The organism is Aequorivita marisscotiae (assembly GCF_029814825.1).
GTDB classification, from domain to species: domain Bacteria; phylum Bacteroidota; class Bacteroidia; order Flavobacteriales; family Flavobacteriaceae; genus Aequorivita; species Aequorivita marisscotiae.
Map to the genome: position 1 here is coordinate 2,727,139 of NZ_CP122379.1, position 25,299 is coordinate 2,752,437.

Sequence of the window (25,299 nt, forward strand, 5' to 3'; positions counted from 1 at the left end):
TAACTTATTTAAAATATAAATTTACTATTAAATATATTACAACCTCTTATCGCTTTCTCTTCGTTTATCGTATTTAATATCGCTAAGCACCGAAGATTTTATTCCTATAAAGAAATACCACGCGGTGTTTATACTACCAATGGGCGTCCAGTTAAAACTCATCTGCCAGCTTTCGAGGTCGCGCTGAAAACGGAATTGCGTTAAGGTAACGCCTTTGTTCTTAAAATCGTAGCCCGAAGATACCCCAACGGTCCAACGCGGCGCCAATTCCATATTGGTGCTAACCATTAGCGATTGACTGGAAATTTCATTCTGCCGCTGACTATTGCCATAAGTAATGGTGTACGCCAACCGCATATCCCACGGAATAGTGTAATTATACCACTCTACATTTGTTTTATCTAATTCTTGGTCGTCGTCGTCTTCGTTGTAAATTTGCCCGTCGTAAATATCGGTAGCCTCTCCAAAAAGATCGTCGGGACGCCCCCCGTTTCGAAAGGTTTCATTGTCTATTCTATCTAAATCTTTTTTTCCGCTACCGTCAAAATCCTTGCTGGAGAACGAATAATTTATACTCACGTTGGCATTTGTTAATCTGAAGAGACTTCCGCCGTTGTTAATATTAAAAACGTCTATTTTATTATTGTTGTTGTCTAATGCATACGGATCTAAACTTCCGCTGAAGTTAAAATCCAACTTTGGAATTATAGGAATACTGCCCGTAAATTGAAGCGGACTCCATTGTAGGGAATCGCCTGCGAGATTATAAGCTGTTGAAAAGTTTAAATTGTTTAATAAAGTTACTTTTTTTGGCTCCACGGCAGTAGTATCGCGATCGCGCATTTTTGCTTCAAAAGTATTGCTAAGCGACATCCCGATGCTGCTGGAGTAAATCTTGCTCGGAGCGCCATAAAGCGTATTTTCAAACCGCGAATACTCCACTACTTGTGCAGCTTCATCGGCGGTTTGCGGGATTATAAATTCGTCGTAATACCTGTCAAAAGCAGGGTTAATGTTATAACCAATTGATGGGCGAACTACGTGGCGAATGGCTTGAATTTTTTTATCGTTTCCAAAGTTAAAAAGACCGTATAGCGTAGTTCCTAGACTGGTGGAAAAATTATAGGTTCTGTAGCTTTCAAATCCGGCAACAGTATCTTGTACAACGCCTCCCAAACCATTGTTTATGGTTTCATCAAATCGTTTTCGAGTGCTTTTTAATACCCAGGTTTCACGGTAATTAGTTCCCGCGGAAGCACTTAAATACTTAAAAATTTTAAAATTGGTCGTCAACGGAATATTGTGCTGTGCCCCAATTTGCGCACTGTTGAACATTTCGGGTTTAAAGAAAAGTGAATCGGTAGTCTGAATTCTATTTTCGGCCGTTACATCGTACTGAAAATTGATGTTTTCAATAATTCCTTTTTTGGTGCCATCTTTTGGTGCGAAAGGATAAATTCGTGATACATTTACATTTAAATTGGGCAAAGACATTGATATAGCCTGCGTTTTTGTATTCTGCGAATGTGTTGCGGCCAGCGAAAGATTAACCTGTGGCTCGCCTTCAAAGGTTTTGGAATATGAAACAGAAGAACTCAAAGTGTTTACCAAAGCACTGGCATTATTGGTTTGGTTAATAGATTCTGAAAAATATTTACTGCTACCAATATTTACCGAAGCCGAAAAACGAGAGTTAGGGCTACTCTTCGGATCTTGTGAATGCGACCATCTAATGTTGTAAATACTTCGTTCGCCAAAACCGGGAAAACCTCTTTCTTCGTCTATTAGTTTTTCAAATCGCGCACTAACGTTTCCTCTAAATTTATATCGCAGGGAATAAGAAGTTTCTCCCCGCAGCGCGTAACTTCCGTTTGTGTAATAATCTCCCAGCAAGCTAAAGTCTAAATATTCACTTATAGCAAAATAATATCCACCGTTTTGAAGAAAAAAGCCCCTGCTGTTATTATCTCCAAAAGACGGAATGATAAAACCCGAGGTTCGGTCTTCAGTTAGCGGAAAATACGCAAAAGGCAGACCTACAGGCGTAGGAACATCTGCAATAAACATATTGGTAAGACCCGTAACAATTTTCTTTTTAGGAACAAATTTTGCTTTTCGAGTATAGAAATAATATTCGGGATCGTCTATGTTTTTTGAGGTAGTAAACTTCACATTTCGCAAATAAACAACCGAATCATTTACTTTTTTGGTGACTTCGGAAATTACCCTAAAACCATTCTGATCTGTTCGGCTATTAAAAACTAAAGCTTTTTCCGAATCAAAATTATAGCGAATGGAATCTGGTTCTACCTTGTTTGTTGCCTGAACAAAAACGGGACGTTGGCTGTAAACGCCAGCACTGTCTATTCCTTTGGCATAAACTTCGTTTTTGTTGTAATCCAGAATTATTAATCCTGCATCAATGCGCATATCACCGTAGATTATATAAGCATTGTTATACATATATACTTTGTTTTCCTTTCGGTTCAGCAATACGTAATCTTCGCCGTAATAATCTACAATATTCGTTAATGTTTCTTTTGGCGGTTTTATAGAATCGGTCTTTACAGTATCCTGTACCAATTCATTAGCTTCTTCTAAAACAGGTTTTAAATTTACCTTAAGAGTGTCTTCCGGAGTAGTTTTTGGAAGGTTGGCCTCATTCTTTGGCGGAATGTCCTGCGCATGCAAAACTGCACTGCAAAGTAGCAGTATTGTTAAAAAGATTGTTAAGTAATGCCCGTTGGTCTGCAATGCGCTGATGCTATTATTTTGTAGATTTGGCTCAATATTTGAAACGGTCAAAAATAAACATATTTTTTCGGGTACGTTTTTTTAAATGACATTTTTGAGAAAAAGGATATAGCGAAATTAATAATTGGAACTAAACCGAAACTTTAGGACAATAAATTAACAGTATTTGTAGCTGTAATTTTTGTTTAAAAAGAAATTTTCACAAAGTTTCGTATCGCTGAAACATTAGTTTTCAGGGTTCGTTTTAAAATACTATTCACTAACAACAATCGTTAAAACATATATGTACACAAAACTTTTTGCTTCACTTTTAGTAATAGGAACCTTTTTACTTTTTTCCCTGAAAACAACTGCTGCAGAAAATCCTACAAAACCATTTGTAGTTGTATTGGATGCTGGTCACGGTGGGCACGATCACGGAAATAAAGGGAACGGGTATAAAGAATCGGAAATATCGTTAAACATTGTTTTAAAAGTAGGAGCGGAGTTAGAAAAGTTACCAAACGTAAAAGTAATCTATACCCGAAAAACCGATGTTTTTATTGAATTACGCGAACGTGCGGCCATTGCAAATAGGGCTGATGCCGATCTATTTGTATCTGTACATTGCAATGCCCATCACTCGAATGCCTATGGCGCTGAAACTTTTGTTTTGGGGCTTCATAAAAGCCAAGCAAACTTTGAAGTAGCCAAAAAAGAAAACGAGGTAATTTACTTAGAAGATAACTATCAAGAAAAATACGGTGGTTTTGACCCCAATGCACCAGAATCGCTGATAGGAATGGTTTTAATGCAGGAAGAGTATCTAGACCAAAGTATTTTATTGGCTAGCTTGGTTCAGAATAACGTAATTAACAACTTAAAACGAAAAGATAGAAGTGTAAAACAGGCGGGTTTTTGGGTATTACACAATACCTATATGCCCAGCGTTTTGATTGAAACGGGTTTTCTTACCAACAAAACCGAAGGTGCTTATCTAAATTCTGTCAAAGGACAAACCGAAATGGCTCGCGAAATAGGCAATGCTATAAAATCGTACATTAGTAGTCTCTCCATTTCCACCGAAAAAATTAGAGATCCACAAATTGAACAGATTCAAGTAGAAAAAACGATTGAAACTACAAAAGAAGATATTTACGAAAACGTAACCTTTAAGGTTCAATTGGCTGCAAGTGGTAAAAAGCTGGATCCTAAGCCGCAGAACTTTAAAGGGCTTAACGAGGTAACTCGCGAAAAGGAGGACGGACTTTTTAAATATTACTACGGTGAAACATCAGATTATAACAAAATTCAGGTAATGAAAACCTTTGTGCAGCAAAAAGGATATCCTTCGGCATACATTGTAGCTTTTAAAAAAGGAAGAAAAGTTAATCTACCGGAAGTGTTAAAATCGAAAGCCAATTAGCGTGCATTCTTTATATTTATCACTTAAATTTGTTCACAATCTAAAAATATACACTTGAAACTATCGAAAGAAGTTAAAACCGGAATTCTTGCCATTGGCGCTATCTTGCTGCTAATCTTTGGCTACAGCTTTTTAAAAGGCACAAATCTGCTCGAAAAAAATCGCGAATTCTATGTAAAATACGATAATGTAGAAGGTCTTGCCCAAGCTGCTCCGGTAACAATAAACGGACTTACAGTCGGAAAGGTTCAAAATATTTCTTTTGCCAATACCAAAGGTAGCTTGGTTGTAAAGTTTACTGTAGAAAAAGATTTCGATTTTTCAAAAAACAGCATCGTTAGAATTTACAGTACTGGATTAATTGGTGGGAAAGCATTGGGGATTTTTCCACAATACGACGCTAATGTAGCCAAAAGTGGCGATACACTTCGCGGCGATGTTGAAGATGGTATGCTTACAGCGGTTTCAAAAGCATTGGGACCTTTGGAACGGAAAGTGAATAACACATTGGCAACTGTAGATACCTTATTGCTAAGCATAAATGCAATTATAGATGAAGACACACGCCGAAACCTCCAACAATCTATTGCAAATTTAAACACAACGCTAAATTCTTTTGCAGGGGTTTCAGAGAATTTAAATCAAATTTTGTCAAAAAATACTGGCAAACTGGACAATACGTTTACAAATTTAGACAAAACAGCGGGCAACCTTTCAAAACTTACCGATTCGCTTGCGCAACTTGAAACAGGTAAACTGGTTACCGACCTGCAGAGCGTAGTAGATAAAATGGATAAAATTGTCTCAGGTGTTGAAAATGGCGATGGATCTATGGGAAAACTTTTAAAAGACGACAAACTTTATGAAAATTTAGAAGGCGCTTCAAAACAACTGGAGCAGCTACTTCAGGACCTAAAACTAAACCCGAAACGCTACGTACATTTTTCAGTGTTCGGCAAAAAGAACAAAGAGTACGATCCACCAGCCAACCCAGACCAATAAACCATCATGCAGTACATTCCAAACATTTTATTTTTAATAGCACTTATAGCAGGTATTGGTTTTTTTACAATCAATATCCGCAAAGTTATCCGCAATATTAAACTAGGTCAAAAGGTTGATGCCTCAGACCACAAAAGCGAGCGATGGGGCAATGTGTTTCGCATTGCATTAGGCCAATCTAAAATGGTTGTGCGGCCCATTTCTGGATTTTTGCATATAGTTGTGTACCTCGGTTTTATAATTATAAATATTGAAGTACTCGAAATTATAATTGACGGTATTTTCGGAACACACCGGATCTTCTCCTTTCTAGGAGGTTTCTACGGATTTTTAATTGGTTCGTTTGAAATTTTAGCCCTATTGGTTTTTGTATCGGTAACAATTTTTTGGTTGCGAAGAAACGCCCTAAAATTGCAACGTTTCTGGAAACCTGAAATGAAAGGCTGGCCAAAAAATGACGGAAATATCATTCTTTATTTCGAAATGGTTTTAATGGGGCTGTTCCTAATTATGAATGCTACAGACATTCCTTTTCAGGAAATGAATAACGGTAATATCGTTTCGGGATATATAGCTAATTGGTTCAGCAGTACTTCAGAAAGTACGCTTCATATTATTGAGCGAACCGCTTGGTGGCTGCATATTTTGGGAATACTTGTATTTCTTAACTATTTGTATTTTTCAAAACATCTGCATATTATGTTGGCCTTTCCGAATGTATACTTCGGAAAAGTGGTTCCTAAAGGAAAATTTAAAAATCTGGAATCAGTTACCAACGAAGTGAAAATGATGATGGATCCAAACGCAGATCCCTTTGCCGCACCTGCCGAAGGAGCCACAGAAGCCCCTGCCAAGTTTGGAGCCAGTGATGTAATGGATTTGAGCAGAATTCAGCTATTAAACGCATATACTTGTACGGAATGTGGCCGTTGCACAGACGAATGTCCTGCAAATAATACCGGTAAAAAACTCTCGCCACGTAAAATTATGATGGATACTCGCGATCGTTTGGAAGAAATTGGAAAAAACATAGATAAAAATGGCGAGTTTAAACCCGACGGCAAACAATTGTTAGACGATTATATTACGCGGGAAGAGCTTTGGGCGTGCACCACTTGCAACGCCTGTGTAGAAGCCTGCCCGGTAAGTATTGATCCGCTTTCTATTATTATGGATATGCGCCAATATTTGGTAATGGAGCAATCGGCTGCCCCAACAGAACTGAATGTTGCAATGACAAATATTGAAAACAATGGCGCACCATGGCCCTACAATCAAATGGATAGATTAAATTGGAAAGATGAAAACTAAATAACTGAGTCTGGCGTTTTTTAACCCCAGCTGTATTCGTGTTCAAAAAAGTAGCGTATTATGAAAAAAGAAGAAGTAGAAAAAATGTTGCACGATAAAGTAGAAAAAGGCGAGCACGTTAGCCCAATTTTACCCGAAGGAATAAAAAACTACTTAATAGATATAGACGGAACCATAACCGAAGACATACCCAATGAAGAGCCAGAGCGCATGGCAACGTGTAAACCCTTTCCAGATGCACTAAAAACGTTGAATAAATGGTATGACGAAGGGCATATAATTTGCTTTTTTACTTCCCGCACCGAGGCCCACCGCCAAGTAACCGAAACGTGGTTGAGCAAACACGGATTTAAATACCATAGTATGCTTATGGGAAAACCCCGCGGCGGCAATTACCATTGGGTAGATAATCATTTGGTAAAAGCAACGCGCTACAAAGGAAAATTTACCGATTTGGTAGAAAAAGAAGTGACAATTGAAGTGTTTGAAGATTAAACCGAAAAAATAATAAGCACCCTGCGTATTCTATAAGGGGTGAAACCAGAAATAATAGCAAAATGAGTGAACCAATAAAAGTACCAACAATGGCCGAATATGCGGCCCAAGGCAAAATACCCGAAGTTCTTTTTTTCGTGGGTTGTGCAGGAAGCTTTGACGATCGCGCTAAAAAAATAACCAAAGCCTTTGTGAAATTGCTTCACAAAGCAAACATAGATTTTGCCGTGTTAGGAACCGAAGAAAGTTGCAATGGAGATCCAGCTAAAAGAGCCGGAAATGAATTTTTGTTTCAAATGCAAGCCATGACCAATATTGAAATACTAAACGGTTACGGTATAAAAAAAATAGTAACTACTTGTCCGCACTGTTTTAATACCATCGGTAACGAATATCCAGAACTTGGCGGAAAATACGAAATAATGCATCATACCCAATTTTTAAAAGCATTATTAGATGAAGGAAGATTAAAAGTAGAAGGCGGCAAATTCAAGGGTAAAAAAATAACCTTTCACGACCCCTGCTATTTAGGGAGAGCAAATAACGAATACGAAGCGCCAAGAAATTTACTCGAAAAATTAGAGGGCGAACTCGTTGAAATGCGTCGAAATAAAAAACACGGTATGTGTTGCGGTGCGGGTGGTGCGCAAATGTTTAAAGAACCCGAACCAGGTAATAAAGACGTAAACGTAGCACGCACCGAACAAGCTATGGAGGTTTCCGCAGATATAATTGCTACTGGTTGCCCATTTTGTATGGTAATGATGACCGATGGAGTAAAAGCTAAAAATGCTGAAGACAATGTTCAAGTAATGGACGTTGCAGAAATGATTGCAAATGCAGAAGATTTATAAATAATGTTGACAGAATTTAAAAACCTGCCCGATGATTCAAGAGTTTGGGTTTATCAGGCCAATAGAAAACTAAGTAACGACGAAGTTGCCGAAATTACAGAACTAACAAACGATTTTTTAACCAAATGGACCGCCCATGGTGCCGAGCTCGAGGCCGCTGCAGAAATAAAATACAATAGGTTTATTGTTATTGGGTTAAACCAAGCCAATGCCTCTGCATCTGGCTGTAGTATTGATGCTTCGGTACATTTTATTCAGTCACTGCAAGAAAAATTTGACGTGGATTTGCTAGACAAAATGAACGTTACTTTTTATACCGGCGAATATATAGCTTATAAACCTTTGACCGATTTTAGAAAAATGGCCAAGGATAAATCGGTTTCAAAAAACACCATTGTTTTTAATAATCTCGTAAACACCAAAGCAGAATATCTGGAAAATTGGGAAGTACCCGCACATGAAAGTTGGCACAATAGATTTTTATCATAAATAATGAATACTTATGAAAAATTTGTTGCTCACCTTCGTATTAGCGTTATTTTCAATCGCTGCCTTTTCACAAGATAGAAACCCACTAATTGTAAAGAAAGATTTTCAAAACCAAAAAAAATGGGTTGATAGTATTTTTGACTCCATGACTTTGGAAGAAAAAATGGGCCAGCTTTTTATGGTCGATATTTTTTCCAGCGATCCCAAAGCCAAGACAGACAAAATAAAAGACCTAATTGCCAATTATCACATTGGTGGCGTTATCTTTTCAAAAGGAGGTCCCGTGCGCCAAGCAAAATTAAATAACGAATTTCAAGACCTTGCGAAAGTTCCATTAATGATTGGGATGGATGCCGAATGGGGACTGGCCATGCGGCTGGATTCTACCTATGCTTTTCCATGGAATATGACTTTGGGTGCTATTACTGACAATAAAATTGTTGAAAAAGTTGGCCGTAGAATTGGCGAACAATCTAAACGCCTGAGAGTGCATATTAATTTTGCGCCTGTGGTAGATATAAATACCAACCCAAAGAATCCAATAATCGGCAACCGATCTTTTGGGGAAGACAAAGAAAATGTTACCCAAAAAGCCCTCGCTTTTATGAAAGGTATGCAAAGCGCTGGCATTATGGGAAGTGCAAAACATTTTCCAGGCCATGGCGATACCGATATGGATAGCCACAAAACCTTACCAACCATTGATTTTTCTAGGGAGCGCTTAGATTCATTAGAATTGTATCCTTATAAAAAATTAATAAACGAAGGGCTTAATAGTGTTATGGTTGCTCATTTAAATGTTCCCGCTTTGGAAATTCAAATGAATTATCCTTCTTCGCTCTCTTCAAATATTGTAACCGATCTGTTAAAAGATGAACTCGGTTTTAACGGACTTATTTTTACCGATGCCCTAAATATGAAAGGGGCTTCTAATTTTAAAAATCCAGGCGAGATTGAACTAGCTGCATTTTTGGCAGGAAATGATGTTTTGTTAATTCCAGAAAATGTGCCTAAAGCAATGGATTTTCTCATTAATGCGTATAACGACAAAATTATTACCGAAAAACGATTAGCCTATTCCGTAAAGAAAATCCTTTACGCTAAATATAAAGTTGGGCTAAGCAACTATACCCCTGTAAATATTAACTATTTATATGAAGATTTAAATTCGGTTTACGACAATTCGCTATACGAAGAAGCCATGGATAATGCACTAACGGTAATTAAAAACGACCGGGCCATTCTACCTATAAAAGATCTTCAAGAAAAAAAGATAGCCTATATAAATTTTGGTGATGATTCTGGCGAAGTTTTTTTAAACGAATTGAAAAAATATGGTGATGTAGATTGGGTAAAAGCAAACAGCCTTGACGATTATGTGCAAAAGTTGAAAAATTATAACTATGTAATTATTGGCTTCCACAAAAGCAACGAAAACCCTTGGAAAAAGTTTGAATTTTCTCAAAATGAAATTGTATGGCTTTATGAAATTGCACGGACCAATACAGTTATTTTAGACGTTTTTGCTAGGCCCTATGCGATGTTAGATTTAAAGACCACCGCCAATTTTGAAGGGGTAATTATGTCGTACCAAAACAGTGAAATTTCACAAAAACTCTCTGCACAACTTATATTTGGCGCCCGGGAAGCTAAAGGAAAGTTGCCAGTTTCATTAGGCGAAGATTTTCCGTTAAACACAAGTTATAAAACAAAATCGTTGCGAAGACTGCAATATGGCACCCCCGAAAGTGTGGGCGTAAATAGTTATAAATTAAGAAAAATAGACTCACTCGTAAATTTAGGGATGACCCAAGGTATGTTTCCCGGAGCGCAGGTTCTAGTCGCCAGAAAAGGGAAAGTTATTTATCAAAAGAATTTTGGATTCCACGAATACAATAAAAATATTGAAGTTAAAGACAGTACCATGTACGACCTCGCTTCACTGACGAAGATTTTGGCTTCGCTGCCCCTTGTAATGCAACTTGTAGATAACAAGGAATTGAGCTTAAATACCAAACTTTCTGAAATGTTACCCGCGTATAAAAACTCGAACAAAGCGAATATTACTTTAAAGGAAATGCTCTCGCACTACGCACGTCTAAAGGCTTGGATTCCATTTTATCGCTATACATTAAATGAATCAAAAACAAATGTTTCATCAAAATACTATTCTGATGTTGCGGGAAAAGACTTCAACGTACATGTGGCAGAAAACCTGTACATGCGTAGAGATTATATGGACACCATTTATAAAACCATTCGCGAAAGTGAACTCAATTCCAGATTAGAATACAAATACAGCGATTTGCCCTATTATATTCTAAAAAAATATTTTGAACAAAAGTTTGGCAAACCAATGGAAACAGTGGTTCAGGATAAAATTTATGAATCTTTGGGCGCCAATTATACTACCTATTTACCCTTGTCAAAATTTACTAAAGACAATATTACACCAACGGAGCAGGATAATATTTTTAGAAAACAGAAAGTACAAGGGTATGTTCACGACCAAGGGGCTGCAATGCTTGGTGGCGTTAGTGGTCATGCTGGATTGTTCAGTAATGCTAATGATGTAGCTAAAATTATGCAAATGTACCTCTGGAAAGGCTTTTACGGAGGTACACGGTATTTTAATCCCGACGTGCTCGACCTTTTTAACACTTGCTATTATTGCAATAAAAACGTGCGAAGAGGCGTAGGATTCGACAAACCCCAATTAGGCACCTCAGGGCCAACCTGTGGTTGTGTGTCTATGACAAGTTTTGGGCACAGTGGTTTTACCGGAACGCTTGCTTGGGCAGACCCAGACGAAGAAATTGTATATGTTTTTCTGTCTAACAGAACTTTTCCGGAAGCAGAAAACCGCAAGTTAATTAGAAGCGATCTGCGAAGTAAAATACAAGAAGCCATTTACGATGCTATAGATTATTGAAAGCATATTCATAAAAAATAAAAGAATGAAAATAGCAATAGTATGTTATCCAACCTTTGGAGGGAGCGGAGTAGTGGCCACTGAATTAGGTTTAGCCTTGGCAGAAGAAGGACACGAAATTCATTTTATAACCTACAAACAGCCCGTTCGTTTAGAACTGCTGTCAAAAAACATTCACTTCCACGAAGTTTCGGTACCTGTATATCCACTTTTTCACTATCAACCTTATGAACTTGCGCTTTCCAGCAAATTAGTAGATATGGTAAAGCTTCATAAAATTGAAGTGCTGCACGTTCATTATGCAATTCCCCACGCTTATGCGGGTTATATGGCTAAAAAAATGCTTGAGGAAGAAAATATCCATATACCCATGGTAACCACACTTCATGGAACAGATATTACCTTAGTAGGAAATCATCCTTTTTATAAGCCAGCGGTTACTTTTAGTATAAATAATAGCGATGTGGTTACTTCCGTATCAAAGAGTTTAAAGGAAGATACCCTTCACCTATTCGATATAAAAAAGGAAATTCATGTTGTTCCCAACTTTATTGACATTCCAAAAAAAATAAATACATTTACTGAGTGCCAACGCGACTTAATGGCTAAACCCGAAGAACGTATTGTTACCCATGTAAGTAATCTTCGGCCTGTAAAACGCATCAAGGATGTAATTGAAATTTTTGATAACATTCAGAAAAAAATTCCTGCTAAATTAATTATCGTAGGCGAAGGTCCCGAACGCGAAGCTTCTGAACAACTTTGTACCGAAAAAGGAATTGAGGAAAAGGTGTTGTTTGTTGGCAATAGTAACGAAGTTGATAAAATATTGTGCTTTACTGATCTTTTTATTCTTCCTTCTGAAAAAGAAAGCTTTGGGCTCGCGGCTTTGGAAGCTATGGCGTGCGGAGTTCCAGTAATTTCAAGTAATGCGGGTGGATTGCCAGAAGTAAATATTGATGGGGTTAGCGGATTTTTAAGCAATGTTGGAAATGTTACTGAAATGGCTGAAAATGCTTTAAAGATTTTGGAAACCGATGAAACGTTAGCTAAGTTTAAAAAGCAAGCAATTGAAGCTGCAATGGTTTACGACACCAAAAGAATTGTTCCTATTTATGAAAAATTATACCAAGAAGCTATATTGCAAATTCGCTAAAGGATTTTTCTTTTTTATGGCCATCACTTTAGTATTTTCCTGTAAACCCACTGCTTATAAAAATAGTGAGTTGCAGAAAAATATTTCCTTCGATGTGTTACTTAGTAATTCCCAAAGCAATATTGTAAAACAAAAGAATGTAATACTTCAAACTTCAAAAGAATTAAAACAGATATTCAATTCTATTAACACCACACGAACCCCACATATTCCTATTCCGAAAGTAGATTTTAAAACGGAAATAGTTGCTTTTATAAATATAGGCGAAACCTCTACCGGAGGTCATTCTGTTGCCGTAAAAGAAATTATTGAAAAAGAAAATACGCTAGTAGTTTTTTACGAAGGTAATAGTCCGAAACCCGGTGAAAACGCCACGATGGTAATAACTACGCCTTTTACAATGGTTAAATTTAAAAAACAACCAAAATCTATAATCTTTAAAAGGGTTGTAAAATAGTTCTAAAACTTTTTAATAGTTCCTTTTTATAAATTCCATGGCATTTTCATGCATTACCCGTTCAACTATACTTTCGGCGCTAATTCTATTATAGGCTTTTAGCTGGTTTATATTTTTTGATATATAATCGTTGGCGTGATTTAGCATTTCTTCGGCCAAATCTTTCATGTTTTCTGCGGTCCATAAACCGTTTATAGGATTTACGATACCGTCAAAATCACTTCCAATAGATTGTATTCCCCAGCAAAAGAGACCTTTGTTATCAAGCACTTCGGCAATATGCTGCACTTGCCGCCATACTAAAAGTGCCTTTTTTCGCAATTGTTTACGTTTGTTCGGGAAGTATATTTTACTTTTATTAATCGCCCTTTTGCTCCCAATACGGCGTTCATCCAGCTGAATTCCAAAGATTCCGTTGCTCCGCGCAATTCGTATTAATTCGTCGTCATATAGGTTAATATCAATATTGCAAAACCAATCTTCATGTGCACTAATACCGGTTTGTTGCCACTGTTCTATTGCGCGTTTGCCGTTACAGGCACCGTGGCTGGCAATAATTGGAATGTTTTCATTGCCGTACTTTGTTTCGAGTAAGTTGTAATAAGCCTTCCTGGAAGTTGTGCTTAAATGTTTTATATCTATTAAAATACGTTTATTATCGGTATTGTCTAACAGCAAATCTATTGCTTCTACTCCTAAGTCCGTGAGACCCGAATTTAAACCCCGATATTGATTTTTCTTTAATATTCCAATGGAAATGCTACTTGCATGTCCCGCAAGTTCATTGTAAAAATGGTGGGCAAGTGTTATAAAAAGTGGGCGATGTTCCCAATTTTTAATAACGTTAATGTTACCGATAACTTCTGTGCGGCTAGCCATATCCTTATCCATATCTAAGCCTGTATTAAAGCTATGCCCGCCTTCAATAGTTAGAATAATATTTATAATTTTTTTGGAATCTGTTTCCTGCGAAAAGTTGTCATCAATATCCTGAAAATTGCTTACCAAACGGTAGGTGTAGAATTTGCCGTCAATTTTTTCAACTTGATTGTGAAGCTGCTGAAAGTATTTATACTCATCCATTAAATCGGCGAAATAGTCGTAATTGCTACGTATATAATCCATACGCGATTGGCTGATACTCGCTGCTAGATTAACCAAAACATCGGTTACTCCTTTGATGCCAATTACCTCTTTTCCGAAAAAATGCTTTTCAAAAGGATAAAGGGCAACCACTACAACTTTTGCTTTAGATTTTGCCAGTGCGGTTAAATCAGTTTGCGTAAATTTTGTAAGGGTAACAATTCGGTTAACAAGCTTCTCTAAAAAATTTGGAGGACTGTAATGCCAAATAGAATTTTTTCTATTAGGATCTATATCATTGATTTTTCGGGGCTTGTATTTAAAACTTTTACTGAAAGGCTTTAATGAGGGATGGCAATGCAGATCTACATAATGCTTTTCCATTTTCGTGGTTTTTGTGAATTTTTAGTAAATACTATAAAATTGCACAAAATAATTTTCTTAAAAAACAGGGTTTTTCCTGTTTTTTATAAAGGAAAATGCCCCATAAAACTATGAGGCATGTATTACAAAAATTATGTTGTAATAATTAAAATTGATATCGCGCGCTTAATCCAACATCAAAACTTACATCGTCTCTATAGCCTAAATTAAATTGCGGTCGCATATCTAAAGAAAGGATAAGTGGTATGTCAAAATTATATTCAATACCTATATCGCCAGTAATAAACGCAAATACGTCTGTTTCGTTATCTCTAAACGGTGGGACGTCATCGTAGTCATAGCTCACAAATCCAATTCCCGCACCGGGACCTGCATACCAGTTAAAGCCGCCGTCTATGTTCCAAACCCATTGGTAAATACCAGTAAGTTTTACTGCGTTCCAATCGCTCTTACTGTGCCAGGCTAAACCCAATTCCAGCCTGTTGTTGTCGCCCAAATGTCTTTGATAATTAATCTCCGGTCCAAAACCATCACTATCTCCAAAGCGAAGTCCGATGGCATTTTTAGAAATTTCCTGCGAATTTGCCTGCCAAGTAAGGGCAGAAATGATGGTAAATAAAAAAATGACTTTTTTCATGATTTGAGTTTTAGTTAATACGAAGGTAAAAATACTTGTATTAACAGTAGCTTGTAGTTAAAGCAATGCCAATCTATACACCGTATTTTAAAATTTTATGTTAAGAAGTTTTTTACCTTTACACATGCTACTATGAAACACACATTACACAAATTCAAGGAAAATTTTAAAGGCGAATTATTTTCCGATCCCCTACATACAGCAATCTATGCTACAGACGCTTCGGTTTACCGAAAAGTGCCGCTAGCAGTGGCTTATCCTCAAAATAGTGAGGCAATTAAGCAACTTGTTCAATTCGCTGTAAAAAACAACACCTCGCTCATTCCACGAACAGCGGGCACTTCGCTCGCCGGACAATGTGTAGGCGATGGTATTGTAGTTGATGTTTCAAAACACTTTACCGATATAATTTCTTTAGATATTGAAAATAGAACCGTTACAGTACAACCCGGTGTTATTCGGGATGAATTGAACGCCTATTTAAAGCCCTACAGACTTTTTTTCGGACCCAATACTTCTACAAGTAATCGTTGTATGATCGGAGGTATGGTTGGCAATAACAGCAGTGGTACCACTTCAATCCAGTACGGCGTAACCCGCGATAAGGTCTTAAAGCTAAAAACTATCCTCTCTAACGGCGAAGAAGTTGTTTTTGAACCTCTTTCAAAAGAAGTGTTTTTAGAAAAAACCGCGCTGAATTCTCTGGAAGGAAAAATTTATAAAACTCTTTATAATGAATTAATTTCCGATGAAACACAGCAGGAAATTTGGAGGGAATTTCCAAAGCCGGAAATCCATCGTAGAAATACGGGCTACGCCGTTGACAGCCTGTTAAACACAACGGTTTTTGGCGATTTTAATGATGAATTAAATATTTGCAAATTGCTCTGTGGAAGTGAAGGAACCCTGGCATTTACAACCGAAATTACACTACAGTTAGATCCGTTGCCTCCAGCGTTTACTGCAATGGTAGCTACGCATTATCCAACCTTAGAGGCGTGCTTGCAGGATGTTGTAGTGGCTATGCAGCATAATTTACACACCTGTGAAATGATGGACGATCTAATTTTAGATTGCACAAGAAAAAGTAAAACATACGAACCGTACCGTTTTTTTGTACAAGGCAATCCGAAAGCCATTTTACTTCTTGAATTAAAAAGTGAATCTGAAGAAGATCTACAGCTGCAAATTTCATCACTATTAAAATCGATTTCTCTTTCAAAATATAGTTATCACAGTCCAATATTACGTGGAGAAGAAATAGAAATGGCTCTGGAACTGCGTAAAGCGGGACTGGGTTTGCTGGGCAATATGGTGGGCGACCAAAAAGCAGTTGCGTGTATTGAAGACACTGCAGTTGCTTTAGACGATTTGCCTAACTACATTCTAGAGTTTTCGGCACTGATGAAAAAATACAACCAACAAGCGGTGTATTACGCACATGCTGGAGCTGGGGAATTGCATTTACGGCCAATACTAAATTTAAAGGACGGAGAAGGTGTTGCCTACTTTCGAAAAATTACAACAGATGTAGCCAAACTTTGCAAAAAATACAAGGGTTCGTTTAGCGGCGAGCACGGTGATGGTATTGTACGGGCAGAATTTATTGCGCTGATGATAGGCGATAAAAATTATGAATTATTAAAACGAATTAAAACAATTTTCGATCCCCACAATATTTTCAATCCGGGCAAAATTGTGGATGCGTTTAAAATGGACAAATCCCTTCGTTATAAAACCAATAGAACGGAGCCAAAGATTGAAACGCTGATGGATTTTAGCGATTACCAAGGAATACTTCGGCTTGCCGAAAACTGTAATGGCAGCGGCGATTGTAGAAAAACAGCAGATGCCGCCGGAGCAATGTGCCCAAGTTATCACGCTACAAAAAACGAAAAAGATACAACTCGCGCACGTGCAAATGCGCTGCGCGAGGTTTTAACCAATAACGAAGCGGTAAATAAATTTAATTCGAAGGAATTAAAAGAAGTTTTCGACCTCTGTATAAGTTGTAAAGCGTGCGCCAGCGAATGCCCGAGCAATGTAGATATAAGCACCGCAAAAGCCGAATTTTTGTACCAATACAACAAAACTAATGGCGTATCTTTTTCAAATAAATTATTTGGAAAAAGCACTCAATTAAATAAAACGGCATCGGCCTTTCCAAAGGTTTCCAATTGGTTTTTTACCAACGGTTTTACTTCATCAATTATTAAAAAATTTGCTGGAGTTCATCAAAATAGAACGCTGCCAAAGGTTTCAATTAAAAGTTTTAATAATAGCGTTAAACATATTAAAAATGAAACAGATATAAATTATTCACCTAAAGAAAATTACCGTAAAAATGTATTGCTTTTTGTGGATGAATTTAGCAATTATTTAGATGTTGAAATCGCCGTGGATGCATTTGAGCTGCTAACGAAATTAAACTACCAAGTTACCGTAATTAATAATTTAGACAGCGGAAGGGCGCTACTGTCTAAAGGGTTTTTAGAAGAAGCCAAACTAGAGGTTGAAAAAAACATTTCATTTTTAAAAGAAAAGGTGTCTGAAAACAATGTTCTCGTAGGTATTGAACCTTCCGCAATTCTTTCGTTTCGTGACGAATATCTTCGACTGGCAGATGATAAACCTTCAGCAGAAGCCATTGCACAACACACTTTTTTAATTGAAGAATTTTTAGCAGCCGAAATTGAAAATGGAACTATTTCGGCGGCACAGTTTACCTTAGAAGAAAAAGCTATTAAAATTCATTCCCACTGCCATCAAAAATCATTGAGCAATCAAAAAGTAACTTTTACAATATTAAACCTTCCCAAAAACTACAAACCTACCATTATTACAACCGGCTGTTGCGGAATGGCTGGCAGCTTTGGTTATGAAAAGGAACATTATGAAGTGAGCATGAAAATAGGGGAGTTAAAGTTATTTCCGGCTGTTCGCAAAGCGTCGGCAGATACTGTTATTTCTGCTAACGGCACGAGTTGCAGACATCAAATACTCGATGGTACAGGGCGTGATGCACTACATCCGGTTACGATTCTTAAAAATGCACTTCTGTAGTTTTAACAGTTAGAACAGCCAAACGCTTTTAGGAACGATATACAAATGTGGCCTTTTCAGATTTTGCTTATTTTCTAATTATAAGCCAAAAAGTCTTCATTTTATAGCTAAAAAAGTTCGTAGAACATTTTAGTTGTATTTCAAATTTCTTTTAAAAACTTGTTTCCGATTCGTTTTAATAGTTGTTTCGACTAATATTTTTGAAATATAAACTTTGAATATTTAAACCCGAAAGTTTACATTTGTTCAAAACACATGTATGGCGGGCAATTCCTTCGGCAAAATTTTTAAACTTACCACTTTTGGTGAATCTCATGGGATAGCTATCGGTGGAATTATAGACGGCTGTCCTGCAGGACTTTCCCTGGATTTTGATGCGATAAATACCGAAATGCAGCGCCGAAAACCCGGACAATCTGCAATTGTTACCCAACGAAAAGAAGAAGACCAAATAAAATTTCTCTCCGGAATTTTCGAAGGAAAAACTACAGGCACTCCTATTGGTTTTACAATTGAAAATACCGATCAAAAAAGTAAGGATTATAGCCATATAAAAGATATTTACCGTCCGTCTCATGCCGATTTCACCTACGATAAAAAATATGGAATTCGTGATTATCGCGGTGGCGGGCGATCCTCTGCTCGCGAAACAGCCTGCAGGGTTGTGGCAGGCGCTATTGCAAAACAATTACTGCAAAACTTACAAATTACTGCTTATGTTTCTTCCGTTGGTGAAATAAATCTCAATAAATCGTATTCAGAAGTAGATTTTTCCGAAATTGAAAAAAATCCAGTCCGTTGTCCCGATCCACAAATGGCGAAGAAAATGGAGGAATATATAAAATCAATTAAGAAGCAGGGAGATACTGTAGGTGGAATTATTACGTGTGTAATTAAAAATATGCCCGTGGGTTTGGGAGAACCAGTTTTTGATAAACTTCACGCCCAATTAGGCAAAGCTATGTTGTCTATCAACGCTGTAAAAGGTTTTGAATTTGGAAGTGGTTTTGCCGGCACAGCGATGAAAGGTAGCGAACATAACGATACTATCAATCCAGATGAAACCACGAAATCCAATTATAGCGGTGGTATTCAAGGTGGTATAAGTAACGGGGAAGATATCTACTTTAATATTGCTTTTAAACCCGTAGCAACCATTATGCAAAAGCAGAAAACCATAGACAGTAAAGGAAACAAAGCAATAGCCGAAGGAAAGGGCCGTCACGATCCGTGTGTTGTACCCAGAGCCGTACCCATCGTAGAGGCAATGGCCGCCTTGGTCTTGGCTGATTTTTGGCTGTTGAATAAAATAACAAAACTTTAAATCTAATATCTCAAATCTAAGTATGAAAAAACTCGCACTACACTGGAAAATTATAATAGGATTAGTTTTAGGAATAGTTTGGGCTTTACTATCCAGTAAGTTAGGTTGGAGCGAGTTTACTATAGATTGGATTGCGCCCTTTGGAACAATTTTTATCAATTTATTAAAATTAATTGCGGTTCCCCTTGTTTTGGTTTCTATTATTACCGGGGTTGCTAATATTGGAGATCCCTCGAGCTTAGGTAGAATGGGAGGGAAGACGCTTCTCGCATATTTAATTACAACCTTATTTGCGGTTAGTCTTGGTTTAATTTTGGTTAATGTAATCCAACCGGGGAAACTTATTGACGAGCAGAGTAGAATAGACAACCGAATTAGCTACGAAATCTGGGCTTCCAATAATGGACACCCGCCAAAAGACGGAATTAGCTATTTGCAGGATCCTGCTTTTTTTGAACGTGCTAAAAAAATTACCGACCTGTCAAAAAGTGATTTAAAAGACGCCGCTGTTTCGGAAAAAATGCAGACTGCCGAAAAAACAAAGGACGCGACCCCGCTGCAACCTCTAGTAGATATTGTTCCCGAAAACTTTTTCTTTTCCTTGAGCAACAATGGTTTAATGCTTCAGATTATTTTCTTCGGAATATTTTTCGGGGTATGCCTACTTTTAATTCCGAATGAAAAATCGAAACCTGTTACAGACTTTATGGATAGCGCCATGGAGGTTTTTCTAAAAATGGTAGATTTGGTAATGCAGGCGGCTCCCTTCTTTGTATTTGCCTTGTTGGCGGGGGTGGTAAGCAAAATGGCAGGAGATGATATCGGGAAGGTATATGAAATTTTCAAAGGTTTGAGTTGGTATTCACTTACCGTATTTGCTGGATTAATGTTGATGATTTTTATTATCTATCCGCTATTTATGAAGTTGTTCGTAAAAAAAATTCCGTATAAAGGATTTTTTAAAGCTATGGCACCTGCGCAAACATTGGCATTTTCAACTTCCAGTAGTGCGGCTACTTTGCCGGTTACTATGGAATGCGTGGAAGAAAATCTTGGGGTCGATAAAAAAATTACCAGCTTTGTGTTGCCCATCGGAGCCACAGTAAATATGGATGGAACTTGTCTTTACCAAGCGGTAGCGGTGGTTTTTCTGGCACAACTTCATATGATCGATTTAACCTTAGGTCAACAATTAACTATAGTAATAACAGCCACCTTAGCTTCAATTGGCTCTGCTGCAGTTCCAAGTGCGGGATTGGTTATGCTAATTATAGTATTGGAATCGGTTGGATTAAACCCCGCTTGGATTGCCATCATTTTTCCTGTAGATAGAATTTTAGATATGTTCCGAACCATCGTTAATGTTACGGGAGATGCCACTGTATGCTCTATTATTGCAAAAGGCGAAAACATGCTGAATTATGAGCCACATGACAACCCATCACAAACTTTCGATATAGATTCTTAAAAGAATGTCTTTTTTGTTAATATTATAGAACATATTTTAATTGAACGAGATAAAAGTGTGAATTATTTATTTTTTTGGCTAAAAAGATTATTTTTATTAAATTAGAGCCCTCCCCGTTAAAGTATTCATATAAACTATTTTGAATAAGTTACTCCCCAGCTGTGTAAAATACATAGCTATGAGAAATTTATTTTTATATTTTGGAGCTGCGTTTTTTATTACAAGTATGTATGGCCAAGTAGGAATTGGCACCACTAGTCCCTCTTCGGCATCGATGTTGGAAATTAGCAGCACCTCGGACGAAGGCGTCACCTACAAAGGATTGATGCCACCACGCGTGCCAAATATTGCCGCTCGCAATGCAATTGTTCCCAATATTTCGGATGTTGGATTATTGGTTTTTGTAATGAATAAAGGAAATGGCGAAGCCGGTCTTCAAATATGGAATGGCGAAGGCTGGATTGAAATTATCTCCATTACCATTCCCTCTCCTGAAATTTGGATAAATGAATTTCACTATGACAATGCAGGAACTGATATAGGCGAATTTATTGAGATTGCAGGACCAGCCGGACTTAATTTAAATAACTTTTCACTTGAGTTATATAATGGAACTACAGGTACCAATTATAATACCGTACAATTAAGTGGTATTATTCCAAATGATATGAATGGCTTTGGAATCCTATCATTTGATATCTCGGGTATTCAGAACGGACCCAAGGATGGCATCGCTGTTGTAAAGAATGGGGTGGTAATTCAATTTTTAAGCTACGAGGGCACATTTACAGCAACCGGAAGCAATGCTAACGGAATAACCTCAACAGATATTGGTGAGTACGAACCCGAATCTAATCCTGTAGGCTATTCACTCCAACTTACAGGAACGGGAAATTCGTATAACGATTTTTTATGGAATGCTCCGTCCGTAGATACTCCCGGAGCTTTAAACACAGGCCAAATATTCAATTAACTACAAAAACTTCTTCTTTAAATCTGGAGTTGGAATCATACACTCATCCCTTTTACCAAACCATTTATAGCGGTTTTTGGCGATATAATCATAGACTGCATTTCTGATGAATTTTGGCACAACCATAAATCCAAAAAGTAGGGGATAAGCACCTGAAAGGTATTTGGCTATACGAAGTGCCGCCGAAGATTTCTCGTAGTGTTTTTCACCATCTATAAGGATAATCGAATCTACTTTTGAAGTATCTATATTGAATTTTGAAATTAGCTTTTGTCCAATTTCATTTTGAAGCGCAGCGAATTTGAAAACGTTCCTTTTATCACGCTCTATAATAAAAGTAACCGCGCCGTTACAAAGATTGCAAACGCCGTCAAAGAGTATTATTTTGTGATTGTTATTCATATTCTTTAAAAAAGCACCAAAAAACAAATCCCAAATAATACTCAATTTTGAAAAATTTAAAGGATTGAAGTTTATTTTGTTTTTTTCTTTTTTGAAATTTCAATTTTGTTTTTTATTTGGAATTTAGTGTTTGTGATTTGGAATTTTAAAAGCTATACTTTTTCCAGTTCCTCCAAACTTACATTTGTAGTAAACATCCCGTAATTCACGATTGCTTTATTCTTCTCAATAGTATCAATCGTTCCGATAGCTCGACCATCAATCATACGTACTCGGTCGCCAATTTTAAGGATAACTTTCGGTTTTGGTGGGGGTAACTTTTTAGCCTTTTCTTTTTCCTCTTTCTTTCGTTCGCGAATTACTTCCACCTTTTTTTCAACTTCCTGTATTACCTTTTTTTCTTTGGCTTTTACAGCTTTTTTAACCTTAGGTGCCAGCTTTTTGCGTTTGCTGTTCTCAATCATCACTAATCTCATCAATTCATCAATCAGCTGCTTTTTCTGCTTGTTGTTGAAATATTTTTCAGAAAGCACATCTACTTTTTTACCCAAACTGATTAGCTTTTGGTTGGCATCAAACAATTCCTGATAGCTTTCCAGTTTTTCTTGAACACGCGCATTAATTTCCTCCAACTGCTTACTCTCTATTCGTGCCTTTTGTTCTTCCGTTTTTAGCGATTCCGAGGTTTTTCGAAGATTAGATCGCTCTTTTTGAAGATTCGCGATAGTCTTGTCAAAACGTACTTTGCCGCGTTCAATTTTCTTTTTTGCTTTATTGATCAAACTGTACGGGATACCATTTTTCTGTGCAACTTCAAAGGTGTAACTGCTTCCTGCTTCCCCGAGATGCAGCTGGTACAATGGTTCCAACGATTTATTGTCAAACTGCATATTCGCATTTATAGCGTGCGGCAGCTCGTTTGCCAATAATTTTAAATTTGTATAATGGGTCGTGATTATTCCAAACGCTTCGCGCTCATAAAAAACCTCTAAAAATGTTTCGGCCAAGGCACCACCGAGTTCGGGATCGCTACCGGTTCCAAATTCGTCAATTAAAAAAAGTGTTTTTTTGTCGCACTTCTTTAAAAATTGATTCATCTTTTTTAACCGGTAACTGTAAGTACTCAAATGGTTTTCGATAGATTGATTATCACCAATATCTGTTAAAACCCTTTTAAAAAAACACATTTCACTTTGCGGTTCTGCCGAAATCAATAAACCGCTCTGCAACATTACCTGCAACAAACCTACCGTTTTCAAAGTAATACTCTTTCCGCCTGCATTGGGTCCAGAAATCACAATAATTCGCTTCTCAGGCAATAACTCAATATGCTGCGGAAATGTTTTTTCTTTTCGTTTGTTATTTGAAACCAACAATAGCGGATGATACGCCTTTAAGAGCGAAATCTTCTTCTCTGATACCAAAATTGGTAAAACGCCGTTTATTTTTAAAGCATATCTCGCCTTGGCGTAAAGTACATCCATCGTTATCAAATATTCCTGATAGCTTGCTAAAAGTGAAGCGTGCGGACGTACAAATTCGGTCATTGCCTTTAAAATTCGCTTTATTTCTTCATCTTCCTCGTAAATTAGGTTGCTTAATTCGTTTGCATAATCCAGCGTTTCCTGTGGTTCAATATAAACAATGCTTCCTGTTTTTGAACTGCCCAGAACTGCGCCTCTTACTTTTTTTCGATGCATTGCCTTAACTGCCAAAACGCGTCTATTTTCAACAACAGACTCACGAATTTCGTCTAAATAATCGTTTTGGGAATACTGTGAGAGCGCCTTGGTGAACGACGAATTTATCTTGCCTTTAACCACGTTCAACCTTCTGCGAATGGCGCCGAGCTCGGTAGAAGCTTCGTCTTTAATCTCACCGTACTTATCTACGCGTTTGTTTATTTCCTCAGAAAAAATTGAAGTGTAATTTACTTCTTCAGAAAAGGAATTTAAATGGTCATAAAACTCTTCATATTTTTTAAAGAATTTCAATAAAATACGCGTAGTTTCTGAAATTGACAGAATTTTTCGAAATCCGGAAACTTCCAAGGTACTGTTTTCTATATCCAACATTCGAAGTTCACGAAAAATAGGTTCGAAACCGTGATTTGGAATATGATTATCTCCCTCAAACGAAGCTGTAAATTCTTTAACGCGTTGTAATTCTGGCGCAATCTCATCAAAATTCCGAAAAGGTGTAATTGTAAAAACCTTTTCACGTCCAGGTTCGGTTACGCAAAATTCGGCAACCTGTTTTAGCACGGAGGGAAATTCCAGATCTTCTAAAGTTTTATTGTCTATACGGGCTTTCCGCTTTATTTCCATTAATTTTACTTTTTTCAGCAATCATGCAAAAGTAAGGATAATGAAGCTAACAATTGAGCCCGAGTGGCGGGCTATTTTAACAGAGGAATTTGAGAAACCATATTTTAAAAATTTAATTGAATTTGTAACAGCAGAATATGCTGCGGCAACCTGCTTTCCTCCAATCAATCAGATATTTTCAGCCTTTAACTACATGTCTTTTCAGGAAGTAAAAGTTGTGATAATAGGGCAGGACCCATATCACGGTTTCGGGCAGGCTCATGGTTTGTGTTTTTCTGTGGGTGAAAATGTAAAAATTCCGCCGTCCCTAAAAAATATTTTTGAAGAAATAAGAAGCGACATCGGCACACCTGTGCCAGAAAATGGACACTTGGTGCATTGGGCAAAACAAGGTGTTTTAATGCTTAATGCAACTTTAACGGTTCGGGAAGGACATGCCGGAAGCCATCAAAAAAAAGGTTGGGAGAAATTTACAGATGCCGTTATAGAAAAGCTTTCAGAAGAGAGAAGCGGTTTGGTGTTTATGCTTTGGGGTGGCCCGGCCAAAAAGAAAGGCGCTAAAATAGATACCTCAAAACATTTGGTGCTGAGTAGTGGGCACCCGTCGCCATTGGCCGCTAATAGAGGCTATTGGTTTGGGAACAAACACTTCAGCAAAACAAATGAATTTTTAAAAAATAAAGGAGATACTCCAATTGAGTGGTAAATAGTAAGAAAAGAAATGGGGATATTTCTTGTTCTTATTCTTCTTCTGGAATTTCGGACTCTGTAGCATCGTTACAG

At 37.4% G+C, this 25,299-nt stretch carries 19 protein-coding genes; 14 read left to right on the forward strand and 5 right to left on the reverse strand.

Annotated elements, in window-relative coordinates; genetic code table 11:
* Window positions 1-36: 36 nt before the first annotated feature.
* Complete coding sequence (locus QCQ61_RS12220) at window positions 37-2,805, reverse strand: putative LPS assembly protein LptD (RefSeq protein WP_279447928.1); 2,769 nt, start codon at window positions 2,803-2,805, stop codon at window positions 37-39.
* A 232-nt stretch (window positions 2,806-3,037) separates the two neighbouring features.
* Between QCQ61_RS12220 and QCQ61_RS12225 the strand changes: the two genes are divergently transcribed.
* The 9 genes from QCQ61_RS12225 to QCQ61_RS12265 all read left to right on the forward strand — a co-directional run bounded on the left by QCQ61_RS12225 (window position 3,038) and on the right by QCQ61_RS12265 (window position 12,855).
* Window positions 3,038-4,159: an N-acetylmuramoyl-L-alanine amidase family protein gene (locus QCQ61_RS12225; RefSeq protein WP_279447929.1), complete on the forward strand. Its 1,122-nt coding sequence runs from the start codon at window positions 3,038-3,040 to the stop codon at window positions 4,157-4,159.
* A gap of 54 nt (window positions 4,160-4,213) precedes the next feature.
* Window positions 4,214-5,161: an MlaD family protein gene (locus QCQ61_RS12230; RefSeq protein ID WP_279447930.1), complete on the forward strand. Its 948-nt coding sequence runs from the start codon at window positions 4,214-4,216 to the stop codon at window positions 5,159-5,161.
* Window positions 5,162-5,167: 6 nt separating this feature from the next.
* Window positions 5,168-6,472, forward strand: coding sequence for a 4Fe-4S dicluster domain-containing protein (locus QCQ61_RS12235; RefSeq protein WP_279447931.1), 1,305 nt, complete (start codon window positions 5,168-5,170; stop codon window positions 6,470-6,472).
* 60 nt (window positions 6,473-6,532) lie between these two features.
* Window positions 6,533-6,967 (forward strand): LNS2 domain-containing protein, encoded by a 435-nt coding sequence (locus QCQ61_RS12240; RefSeq protein ID WP_279447932.1) that lies wholly within the window; start codon window positions 6,533-6,535, stop codon window positions 6,965-6,967.
* 62 nt (window positions 6,968-7,029) lie between these two features.
* Entirely contained in the window at window positions 7,030-7,821 is a 792-nt protein-coding gene (locus QCQ61_RS12245) for a (Fe-S)-binding protein (protein ID WP_279447933.1), read from the forward strand.
* A 3-nt stretch (window positions 7,822-7,824) separates the two neighbouring features.
* On the forward strand, window positions 7,825-8,310 hold the full coding sequence (locus QCQ61_RS12250) for an ABC transporter ATPase (protein WP_279447934.1): 486 nt from the start codon (window positions 7,825-7,827) through the stop codon (window positions 8,308-8,310).
* 13 nt (window positions 8,311-8,323) lie between these two features.
* A complete protein-coding gene (locus QCQ61_RS12255; RefSeq protein WP_279447935.1) occupies window positions 8,324-11,242 on the forward strand; it encodes a serine hydrolase domain-containing protein in 2,919 nt (972 codons plus the stop codon).
* 25 nt (window positions 11,243-11,267) lie between these two features.
* On the forward strand, window positions 11,268-12,398 hold the full coding sequence (bshA, locus tag QCQ61_RS12260; protein ID WP_279447936.1) for an N-acetyl-alpha-D-glucosaminyl L-malate synthase BshA: 1,131 nt from the start codon (window positions 11,268-11,270) through the stop codon (window positions 12,396-12,398).
* Window positions 12,399-12,414: 16 nt separating this feature from the next.
* Window positions 12,415-12,855 (forward strand): protease complex subunit PrcB family protein, encoded by a 441-nt coding sequence (locus tag QCQ61_RS12265; protein WP_279447938.1) that lies wholly within the window; start codon window positions 12,415-12,417, stop codon window positions 12,853-12,855.
* 12 nt (window positions 12,856-12,867) lie between these two features.
* Here QCQ61_RS12265 and QCQ61_RS12270 read toward each other — a convergent pair whose 3' ends face one another.
* Together QCQ61_RS12270 and QCQ61_RS12275 are read right to left on the reverse strand one after the other, a co-directional pair.
* On the reverse strand, window positions 12,868-14,322 hold the full coding sequence (locus tag QCQ61_RS12270) for a membrane dipeptidase (protein ID WP_279447939.1): 1,455 nt from the start codon (window positions 14,320-14,322) through the stop codon (window positions 12,868-12,870).
* Window positions 14,323-14,467: 145 nt separating this feature from the next.
* Complete coding sequence (locus tag QCQ61_RS12275) at window positions 14,468-14,959, reverse strand: hypothetical protein (RefSeq protein ID WP_279447940.1); 492 nt, start codon at window positions 14,957-14,959, stop codon at window positions 14,468-14,470.
* A 132-nt stretch (window positions 14,960-15,091) separates the two neighbouring features.
* Between QCQ61_RS12275 and QCQ61_RS12280 the strand changes: the two genes are divergently transcribed.
* The 4 genes from QCQ61_RS12280 to QCQ61_RS12295 all read left to right on the forward strand — a co-directional run bounded on the left by QCQ61_RS12280 (window position 15,092) and on the right by QCQ61_RS12295 (window position 21,787).
* Window positions 15,092-18,022, forward strand: a complete 2,931-nt coding sequence (locus QCQ61_RS12280; protein WP_279447941.1) for an FAD-binding and (Fe-S)-binding domain-containing protein — start codon at window positions 15,092-15,094, stop codon at window positions 18,020-18,022.
* A 259-nt stretch (window positions 18,023-18,281) separates the two neighbouring features.
* Window positions 18,282-19,346 carry a chorismate synthase gene (gene aroC, locus QCQ61_RS12285; protein ID WP_279447942.1) on the forward strand — a complete coding sequence of 355 codons (1,065 nt, stop codon included), beginning with the start codon at window positions 18,282-18,284 and terminating at the stop codon, window positions 19,344-19,346.
* Window positions 19,347-19,368: 22 nt separating this feature from the next.
* Window positions 19,369-20,814: a dicarboxylate/amino acid:cation symporter gene (locus QCQ61_RS12290; protein WP_279447943.1), complete on the forward strand. Its 1,446-nt coding sequence runs from the start codon at window positions 19,369-19,371 to the stop codon at window positions 20,812-20,814.
* 178 nt (window positions 20,815-20,992) lie between these two features.
* Complete coding sequence (locus QCQ61_RS12295; protein WP_279447944.1) at window positions 20,993-21,787, forward strand: hypothetical protein; 795 nt, start codon at window positions 20,993-20,995, stop codon at window positions 21,785-21,787.
* Here QCQ61_RS12295 and QCQ61_RS12300 read toward each other — a convergent pair whose 3' ends face one another.
* The gene (locus QCQ61_RS12300) at window positions 21,788-22,189 is read right to left on the reverse strand and encodes a thiol-disulfide oxidoreductase DCC family protein (protein ID WP_279450265.1); all 402 of its coding nucleotides are present in this window, start codon (window positions 22,187-22,189) and stop codon (window positions 21,788-21,790) included.
* Between the two features lie 152 nt (window positions 22,190-22,341).
* Window positions 22,342-24,516: an endonuclease MutS2 gene (locus tag QCQ61_RS12305; RefSeq protein WP_279447945.1), complete on the reverse strand. Its 2,175-nt coding sequence runs from the start codon at window positions 24,514-24,516 to the stop codon at window positions 22,342-22,344.
* Window positions 24,517-24,556: 40 nt separating this feature from the next.
* On the opposite strand from QCQ61_RS12305, the gene ung reads away from it, so the two are divergent.
* Window positions 24,557-25,222: a uracil-DNA glycosylase gene (gene ung, locus QCQ61_RS12310; protein ID WP_279447946.1), complete on the forward strand. Its 666-nt coding sequence runs from the start codon at window positions 24,557-24,559 to the stop codon at window positions 25,220-25,222.
* Window positions 25,223-25,299 lie beyond the last annotated feature (77 nt).